Source organism: Xanthomonas sp. NCPPB 3570 (assembly GCF_056725115.1).
The window spans coordinates 2,395,278-2,405,158 of sequence record NZ_CM161513.1 but is presented as its reverse complement, the minus strand read 5'-3'; the positions used below and the strand labels follow the sequence as shown (position 1 = coordinate 2,405,158).

The window sequence follows — 9,881 nt, the reverse complement described above, 5'->3', positions numbered from 1 at the left end:
CGTCCATCGCTCCACGCGCTGCACGTACGACAAGCTCCCCGTCCTTGACTTGCACCGATACTCCGCGTTCGTGAAGCTGAGCGAGCACGTCCTGTGGCGTCATACGTTGAACTCCTCCATATCGGTTGCGGTGTCCTGCTCTCCGAAGTGCTCGGGGATCAGATTGGCGGGTATCTCGAATGCCGTATCTGCCGTGCTCTGCAGCAGCGTCGCCAATTGCATGAGGACCGGGGTCATGAAGACCGCACGCACGTCGATGCTCCATCCGCGCTGGCGCAAGCGTTCGATCAGGCTCACCACCAGCAGCGAGTGGCCGCCCAGTTCGAAGAAGTGATCGTGGCGACTGACCTGCTCCAGCGTCAGCAGCTCCTGCCAGACCTGGGCCAGCGCCTGCTCCCGCTCGCCCTGCGCCGCCTCGAACGGACGCTGCAGGACCGCGCTCTGATCCGGGACCGGCAGCGCCTGCCGGTCCAGCTTGCCGTTGGTTGTCAGCGGCAGCGCCTCCAGCGCCACGAATGCGCTGGGCAGCATGTACTCGGCCAGGTCGCGGGCCAGCGCCTGACGCAGCGCATGCACCTCGCACGCCTGCCCCGATTCCATCACCACGTAGGCCACCAGCCGCTTGTCGCCCGGGCTGTCCTCGCGCGCGATCACCACCGCCTCGCGCACGCCGGCACAGGCGCCCAGGCGCGCCTCGATCTCGCCCAGTTCGATCCGGTAGCCGCGGATCTTCACCTGGAAGTCGTTGCGTCCCAGGTATTCGATCGTCCCGTCGGCGCGCCAGCGGCCCAGGTCGCCGGTGCGGTACATCCGCGCCTGCGGATCGGTGCTGAACCGATCCGGCACGAACCGCTCGGCGCTCAGTGCCGGCCGGTTGAGATAGCCGCGCGCCACGCCCGCGCCGGAGACGTACAGCTCCCCGCTCACTCCCACCGGTACCGGCTCTCCGCCCGCATCCAGGACATACAGCCGCAGATCCGGGATCGCCTGGCCGATCGGGCTGCCGTGCGAGGTCAGGATGTCGGCCTCGGTGATCGACCGATGGGTCGCATGCACGGTGATCTCGGTGATGCCGTACATGTTGACCAACTGCGTGGACGAGGTCGGGGTGTGCCGCACCCAGTCCGCCAGCATCGCCGGCTCCAGGGCCTCGCCCCCGAATACGATCAGGCGCAGCGCATGCGCGCCCGCGCCCGTCGCCGCACTCAACGCACGGAACGCACTGGGCGTCTGGTTCAGCACCGTGACCTGCTCGGTCACCAGCAACGTGTAGAACTCCGCTGGCGCGCGCGCGCACAGCGACGGCACCACCACCAGCCGCCCGCCGTAGTTCAACGCTCCCCACAGCTCCCACACCGAGAAGTCGAACGCATAGGAATGGAACAGCGTCCAGACATCCTGCGGGCCGAAGTTGAACCAGTGCTCGGTGGCCGCGAACAACCGGCTCACCTGTGCATGTTCGACCATCACGCCCTTCGGCTGACCGGTCGAGCCGGAGGTGTAGATCACATACGCCAGGTGGTGCGGCTGCAGCCCCAACTGCGCCGGGTCTGGCGCGTGCACCGGCTGCGCCTGCCACTGTGCCGCCTGGTCCAGCGCCAGGATCGGGACGCTCGTTGCCGGCAGCGTGGCGGCCAGTGCGATCTGGGTCAGCACTGCCACCGGTGCGCTGTCGGCCAGCATGTAGGCCAGCCGGTCGCCGGGATAGGCCGGGTCCAGGGGGACGTAGCCGGCACCGGCCTTGAGAATGCCGATCAGGCCCACCACCAGTTCCAGGCCGCGCTCCACGCACAGCGCCACCCGCTCATCCGGGCGCACGCCCAGTGCGATCAACCGGTGCGCCACCTGGTTGGCGCGCCGTTCCAGTTCGCCATAGCTCAACGTCTGCCCTTCCCACCGCACCGCCGTGGCGTGCGGCGTGCGGGCCGCGTGGGCTTCGAACCCGGCATGCACCAGCCCGGGCGAGAACGTCTGCGCTCTTCCTGCATGGGCCTGCGCATGGAAGCCGCCCAGCACCTGCGCGCGTTCGTCCGCCTCCAGCAGCGGCAGCGCCATGAGCGGGCCATGCGCATCGGCCACCATCGCCGCCAGCAAGGTCTGCCACTGCGCCAGCATCCGCTCCACCGTGGCACGATCGAACAGGTCGCTGGCATAGACCAGACTGCCGCTCAGCGTCTGTCCCTGATCCACCAGCGACAGCGACAGATCGAACTGCGCCGTCTGTGCGGGGCTGGGCATCTGCTCAAGGGTCAGGCCCGGCAACTGCAGGCCGCCGCGGTCAGGCGTGTTGTTCAGGCTCAGCATCACCTGGAACAGGGGGCTGTGGCGCAGGCTGCGCACCGGCTGCACCGCCTCGACGACCTGTTCGAAGGGCAGGTCCTGGTGGTCGTAGGCCGCCAGCGTGGTCGCCTTCACCTGCGCCAGCAGGTCGGCCACGGTCGGGGCCGCCTCCAGGTTCACCCGCAGGGCCAGCGTATTGACGAAGAAGCCGATCAGCGGCTCCAGTTCGCGCCGGGTGCGGTTGGCCACCGGGCTGCCGATCACCACCTGCGACTGCCCGCTCAGGCGCGACAGCAGTGCCGACCAGCCGGCCAGCAAGGTCATGAACAGGGTCGTGCCATGCCGCCGCGACAGGGCGCGCAGCCCGGCGCTCAGCGCAGCCGGCAGATGCACCGCGAGCCGCTCGCCCGCATAGCGCTGCACCTGCGGACGGGGACGGTCGACCGGCAGTTCCAGCAACGCCGGCGCACCGGCCAGTTGCGCACGCCAATACTGCAGGTGCCCCTGCAACGTATCCCCCTGCAACCAGCCGCGCTGCCAGGCGGCGTAGTCGGCATACTGGATCGACAGCGCCGGCAGCGGGTCGGCCTGGCCCTGGCAGAAGGCCGCGTACAACGCGCTGACCTCCTGCACCAGTACGCCGATCGACCAACCGTCGGACACGATGTGGTGCTGGGTCACCAGCAGCACATGCGTGTCCTGGTCCAGGCGCAGCAGGCGCCCGCGTACCAACGGCCCCTGCGCCAGGTCGAACCGTGCGCCGGCCTCCTCCTGGCTGTGCGCGGCCACGGCCTGCGCCTGGGCATCGGGCAGCAACGCGGACAGGTCGTGCCACTGCAGCCGGAAGCCGATGTCGGCCGCATCGACGAGCTGGACCGGACCATCGGCTTGGCTGACGAAGCGTGTGCGCAGGTTCTCGTGGCGGGCGACGATGCGGTCCAGGCTGGCCTGCAGCGCGGCCCGGTCCAGCGCACCGTGCAACTGCAGCGCCACCGGCATGTGGTACGCCGCGCCGGCGGCCGGGTCCAACTGGTCCAGGAACCACAACCGCTGCTGCGCCCACGACAGCGGCAACGGCCGGCTGCGATCAGCCAGGGTGATGGAGGTCCGGGAGGGAGCGAGAGAGGCCGTGCTGTCGAGGCTGGCGGCCAGCGCCGACAGGGTCGGCCGTGCGAACAGTTCGCGGAGCGGGACCTCCAGTTGCAGCGATGCGTGCAACCGTGAGGCGACCTGCACGGCCAGCAGCGAGTGGCCGCCCAGCTCGAAGAAATGGTCGTGGCGCCCCACCCGTTCCACGCCCAGCAGGTCCTGCCAGATCGCCGCGATCGCCTCTTCGATCTCCCCGTGCGGCGCTTCGTACGCACGCACCGCAACCGCCGCCGTCTCCGGCGACGGCAGCGCCTGACGGTCCAGTTTGCCATTGGCCGTCAGCGGCAACGCCTCCAGCGCCACGAACGCGCTCGGCACCATGTACTCGGCCAGCCGCTGCAGCAAGGCCTGCCGCAGCGCCGACACATCGCAGGCCACCCCCGGCGCCATCACCACGTACGCCACCAGCCGTGTGTCGCCCTCGCCGTAGGCACGCGCCACCACCACCGCCTCGCGCACGTCCGCACACGCCAGCAACTGCGCCTCGATCTCCCCCAGCTCGATCCGGAAGCCGCGGATCTTCACCTGGAAGTCGTTGCGCCCCAGGTACTCGATCGTCCCGTCGGCCCGCCACCGGCCCAGATCCCCGGTGCGGTACATCCGCGCCTGCGGATCGGCACTGAACCGGTCCGGCACGAACCGCTCCGCGCTCAACTGCGCACGGTTCCAGTAGCCGCGTGCCACCTGCACCCCGCCGATGCACAGCTCACCGGCCACCCCCACCGGCACCGGCTCGCCCTGCCCATCGAGGATGTACACCGGCACGTTCCGGATCGGACGCCCGATCGTCGGCGTCGCACCCGCCTCCCGCACGCCGATCAGCGTCGCATCCACCGTGCACTCGGTCGGACCGTACATGTTGAAGAACGCGATCCGCTCGGACCCGCGCAAGCGCGCCCACAACGCCGGCCCGATCGCCTCGCCCCCCAGCAGCACGCTGCGCGGACGATGGCCCGTCCCCTCCAGCAGGCCCGCCGCCAGCAGGCCTTCCAACTGCGAGGGCGTACTGTCCAGCGCATCGATCCGCTCCTGCTCCAGGAACGCCAGCAGCGCCGGGCCGCTGGCCCGGATCTGCTGCGGCACCGGCATCACGCAATGCCCGGACAACCACTGCAGCCATCCCTTGAGCGACATGTCGAAGGCGTACGCGGCGTTCACCGCCACACGCGCATTGGCCGGCAGGTCCCGATGCGTGCTCTGGCGCATCGCACGCCAGAAGTTCACCGGCGAGCGATGCTCGATCATCACCCCCTTCGGCTGCCCGGTCGACCCGGACGTGTAGATCATGTACGCCAGATGCTGCGGCTCCAGCGCCACCGCCGGCGCCTGCGTCGGCTCGGCGGCCAGCGTCGCATCGTGCAGGTCCACCAGCGGCACCGCCACCGACAGCTCCAGCGACGCCAGCACATCGCCCTGGCTGACCACCGCACGCGGGGCACTGTCCTGCAGCATGTACGCCAACCGCTCCTGCGGATACCCCGGGTCCAGCGGCACATAGCCTGCGCCGGCCTTCCAGATCCCCAGCAGGCCCACGCCCATCTGCACCCCACGCTCCACGCAGATCGCCACCCGATCGTCCGGGCGCACGCCCAGCGCCACCAACCGTTGCGCCAGCTGGCTGGACTGACGATCCAGCGTGGCAAAGTCCAGCGTCAGGCCGCCGAAGGCGATCGCCGGCGCCTGCGGCGTGCGCGCCACCTGCGCGGCGAACAACCCCACCACGTGCTCGTCCGGCGTGCACTCCTCGATGCGGTTGAAGCCATGCACGACCAGCTGCCGCTCGGCCGCCGGCAGGATCGCCAGCTGACGCAGCGGCTGCTGCGCCCCCGTCTCCAGCGCGTCCAGCAATGCGCACAGCGCCTGTTCCATGTACCCCACCAGGCGCTGCGGGTCGATCCCGTCCACCGCCAACGCAGTCAGCCCGAACGCCTCCCCCAGGTCCTCCACCGACATCGTCAGCGGATAGTTGTTGCGGGTGTCGCCTCCGATCAGGCGCATGCCCTCCCATGCCTGTGCCGCCTGCGCGCTCTCCTCGGGCGTGGCGGCATGGCTGTGCCGGTAGTTCAGCAGCGAGGTGAACAGCGGCAGCGGAGCGGCCACGCCACTGCAGCGCTGTGCCAGTGCCAGCGATGCCTGCTCGTGTTCCAGCAGCGCGCTCAGTTGCTCGTGCACCGCCGCGACGGAGCCGCGTGCATCGGCTCCCTGCCCGATCCGCACCGGCAAGGTGTTCAGGAACATGCCCACCACCTGGTCGGCGCCCTCCGACCCCTGCAGCCGTCCGGAAAGCACCGTCCCGAACACCACGTCGCCATCGCGCCCGCTGCACTGCCCTACCACCCGTGCCCAGGCCACGTGGAACAGCACCGCCGGGCTCACGCCCAACTGCCGCGACTGCCTGCGGATCGCCTGCGCCATCGCCAGCGGCAGCCCACTGCGTGCCTCGTTCACCGCCGCCCCGTCGTGGCGGACGTCCATCACCCCGAACGGTGCGCTCGGTTCCTCGATGTCGCCCAGTTGCTGGCGGAAATACGCCTCGTGGGCGGCAACGTCCTCGTGCTGCATCTGCGCGATGAAGTGACGATACGGCCGTGCCGGCGGCAGCGTGCCGCCGCCCAGCAGCGTCTGGATTTCCGACAGCAGCAGATCCATCGCCACGTGGTCGCAGACCAGGTGGTGCCGCAGCAGCGCCAGCAACCATTCCCCGCGCACCGGGTCTTCCACCACAAACGCGCGCATCACCGGCGCCTGGCTCACCGGCACCCGATGCCGGCGCGGATCGGTCGCCTGCTGCAACTGCGCCAGCGCATCCTGGCCGGCGTCCACTTCCAGTTCCTGCACCGGCAAGCGCGCCTGCCGGTGCACGACCTGCACCGGTTGCGGCAGCCCCTGCCACTGCATCGCGCTGCGCAGGATGTCATGCCGGTCGATCATCTGCTGCATCGCCCAGAGGAACGCATCCAGTCGTGCCCGGTCGGCGAAGGCCACCACCGAACGCATAAGATAGGCGTCGCCTTCGCGCTCCTGCTCCAGCAGGTGGTGGAACAAAATGCCTTCCTGCAGCGGCGCCAGCGGATAGATGTCCTGGATGTTGGGCACCCCGCCCGGCACCTGCGCCACGATCTGGTCGATCTGCGCCTGCTCCAGCCGCACCAGCGGCAGCAACTCCGGCGTAAGGCGGGTGGTCTGGGGGGTGATCGGATTGGCAGCCAGCGTCGGACCGCCCTGGCGCTCGGCTCCCATGCGCTCAGCCAGCGCGCTCAGGATCGGGGCCGTGAACACGCTGCGCACATCGGTGACATGGCCGCGCTGGCGCAGCCGTTCGATCAGCCCGATCACCATCAACGAGTGGCCGCCCAGCTCGAAGAAGTGGTCGTGGCGCCCCACCCGTTCCACGCCCAGCAGGTCCTGCCAGATCGCCGCGATCGCCTCTTCGATCTCCCCGTGCGGCGCTTCGTACGCACGCACCGCAACCGCCGCCGTCTCCGGCGCCGGCAACGCCTGACGGTCCAGCTTGCCATTGGCCGTCAGCGGCAACGCCTCCAGCGCCACGAACGCGCTCGGCACCATGTACTCGGCCAGCCGCTGCAGCAAGACCTGCCGCAGCGCCGACACATCGCAGGCCACCCCCGGCGCCATCACCACGTACGCCACCAGCCGTGTGTCGCCCTCGCCGTAGGCACGCGCCACCACCACCGCCTCGCGCACGTCCGCACACGCCAGCAACTGCGCCTCGATCTCCCCCAGCTCGATCCGGAAGCCGCGGATCTTCACCTGGAAGTCGTTGCGCCCCAGGTACTCGATCGTCCCGTCGGCCCGCCACCGGCCCAGATCCCCGGTGCGGTACATCCGCGCCTGCGGATCGGCACTGAACCGGTCCGGCACGAACCGCTCCGCGCTCAACTGCGCACGGTTCCAGTAGCCGCGTGCCACCTGCACCCCGCCGATGCACAGCTCACCGGCCACCCCCACCGGCACCGGCTCGCCCTGCCCATCGAGGATGTACACCGGCACGTTCCGGATCGGACGCCCGATCGTCGGCGTCGCACCCGCCTCCCGCACGCCGATCAGCGTCGCATCCACCGTGCACTCGGTCGGACCGTACATGTTGAAGAACGCGATCCGCTCGGACCCGCGCAAGCGCGCCCACAACGCCGGCCCGATCGCCTCGCCCCCCAGCAGCACGCTGCGCGGACGATGGCCCGTCCCCTCCAGCAGGCCCGCCGCCAGCAGGCCTTCCAACTGCGAGGGCGTACTGTCCAGCGCATCGATCCGCTCCTGCTCCAGGAACGCCAGCAGCGCCGGGCCGCTGGCCCGGATCTGCTGCGGCACCGGCATCACGCAATGCCCGGACAACCACTGCAGCCATCCCTTGAGCGACATGTCGAAGGCGTACGCGGCGTTCACCGCCACACGCGCATTGGCCGGCAGGTCCCGATGCGTGCTCTGGCGCATCGCACGCCAGAAGTTCACCGGCGAGCGATGCTCGATCATCACCCCCTTCGGCTGCCCGGTCGAGCCGGACGTGTAGATCATGTACGCCAGATGCTGCGGCTCCAGCGCCACCGCCGGCGCCTGCGTCGGCTCGGCGGACAGCGTCGCATCGTCCAGGTCCACCAGCGGCACCGCCACCGACAGCTCCAGCGACGCCAGCACATCGCCCTGGCTGACCACCGCACGCGGGGCACTGTCCTGCAGCATGTACGCCAACCGCTCCTGCGGATACCCCGGGTCCAGCGGCACATAGCCTGCGCCGGCCTTCCAGATCCCCAGCAGGCCCACGCCCATCTGCACCCCACGCTCCACGCAGATCGCCACCCGATCGTCCGGGCGCACGCCCAGCGCCACCAACCGTTGCGCCAGCTGGCTGGACTGACGATCCAGCGTGGCAAAGTCCAGCGTCAGGCCGCCGAAGGCGATCGCCGGCGCCTGCGGCGTGCGCGCCACCTGCGCGGCGAACAACCCCACCACGTGCTCGTCCGGCGTGCACTCCTCGATGCGGTTGAAGCCATGCACGACCAGCTGCCGCTCGGCCGCTGTCAACAAAGGCAGCGCGCTCAGGGCTGCGTTCTCATGAAGACACATGCCGGCCAGCAGGGTGAACCACTGCGTCACCATGCGCTCGGCCGTGGCGCGATCGAACAGATCGCTGGCGTACTCGAGCTCGCCCTCCAGCGACACACCGCCATCGCTCAACAACATGCGCAGGTCAAAGTGCGCCGTCGGATGCGCAGGCTCCACTTGGATGACATCCAGGCCAGGCAGCGACAGGGTGCTGTTGCGAGGCGTATTGTCCAGCGTCAGCATCACCTGGAACACTGGGCTATAGCTGAGGCTCCGCTCAGGCTGCAATGCCTCGACCACTTGGTCGAAAGGAAGATCCTGGTGCGCATAGGCGGCCAGCGCGGTGCGCTTGACTCGTTCCAGCAGTTGCAGGCACGTCGGATCATCGTCCAGTTGGACGCGTAGCGCGACGGTGTTGACGAAACAGCCCACCAGCCCTTGCGTTTCCACAGCATCCCGGTTCGCCACAGGGCTGCCTATCACCACGTCGGTCTGCCCACTCAAGCGGGCCATCAATGTGGACCAGCCTGCCAGCAGGACCATATAGGTCGTCGTGCCGCTCCTTTGTGCCAACTCCTTCAACGACTGAGTCAATGCCTCAGCAAACATCACCGGAACACGATCTCCGGCATAGCTCTGCACTGCGGGCCGGGGGCGGTCAGTCGGCAGCAGGAGCAACGGCGGGGCACCGCGGAGGTGTCCGCGCCAGAAGGACAGCCGATCCTCCAGTCCCTGTCCCTGCAGCTGCTGCCGCTGCCATACCGCATAGTCTGCGTACTGGATCGGCAACGGCGGCAACGGATCAGGCCGTCCCAAGCGGAAGCATGGATACAACGTAGTGAATTCGTTGATCAACACACCGATGGACCAGCCGTCGGAGACGATATGGTGCTGGGTTACCAGAAACAGATGCTCGCGCTCACGCAGCTTGAAAAGACAGGCCCGAATCAACGGCCCATGCTCCAGATCGAACGGAGTACGCACCTGCTCCGACACGATCAACGCAACTTCGGCATCGTCCAGGCGTCCCGCAGCATCGCTGAGATCCTGGTAGTCCATCGGCAGTCCGTTGACGTCGTTCCGGATCACCAGCCGTGCCGCATCTCCTGATTTAACGAACACCGTCCGCAGGTTCTCGTGGCGCATGACGATGCGATCCAGGGTGGCCTGCAATGCCGGCACGTCCAGGTCGCCGTCCAAGCGCAACGCCACCGGCATGTGATAGGCCACGCTTGCGGCCTGATCGAACTGTTCAAGGAACCATAGCCGCTGTTGCGCCCACGACAGCGGCAGCGTTCCGCTCCTTTCCGCGCGAGGAATGGATGCAGTCAATGCAGGCTTGGCTATGCTTGTCTTTGCCAAGCGGCGACGCATCAATTCCAGCTTCAGCA

At 68.7% G+C, this 9,881-nt stretch carries 1 protein-coding gene and 1 pseudogene; both read right to left on the bottom strand.

Going from position 1 to position 9,881, the window contains the following annotated elements; genetic code table 11:
* Positions 1-4: 4 nt before the first annotated feature.
* Positions 5-103 (bottom strand): annotated as a pseudogene (locus AC1PLR_RS10535) (hypothetical protein); the annotation flags it as partial.
* Positions 100-9,864, bottom strand: a complete 9,765-nt coding sequence (locus tag AC1PLR_RS10530) for an amino acid adenylation domain-containing protein (protein WP_481103574.1) — start codon at positions 9,862-9,864, stop codon at positions 100-102. The gene AC1PLR_RS10530 and the pseudogene AC1PLR_RS10535, both read right to left, overlap by 4 nt.
* Between the last annotated feature and the right edge of the window lie 17 nt (positions 9,865-9,881).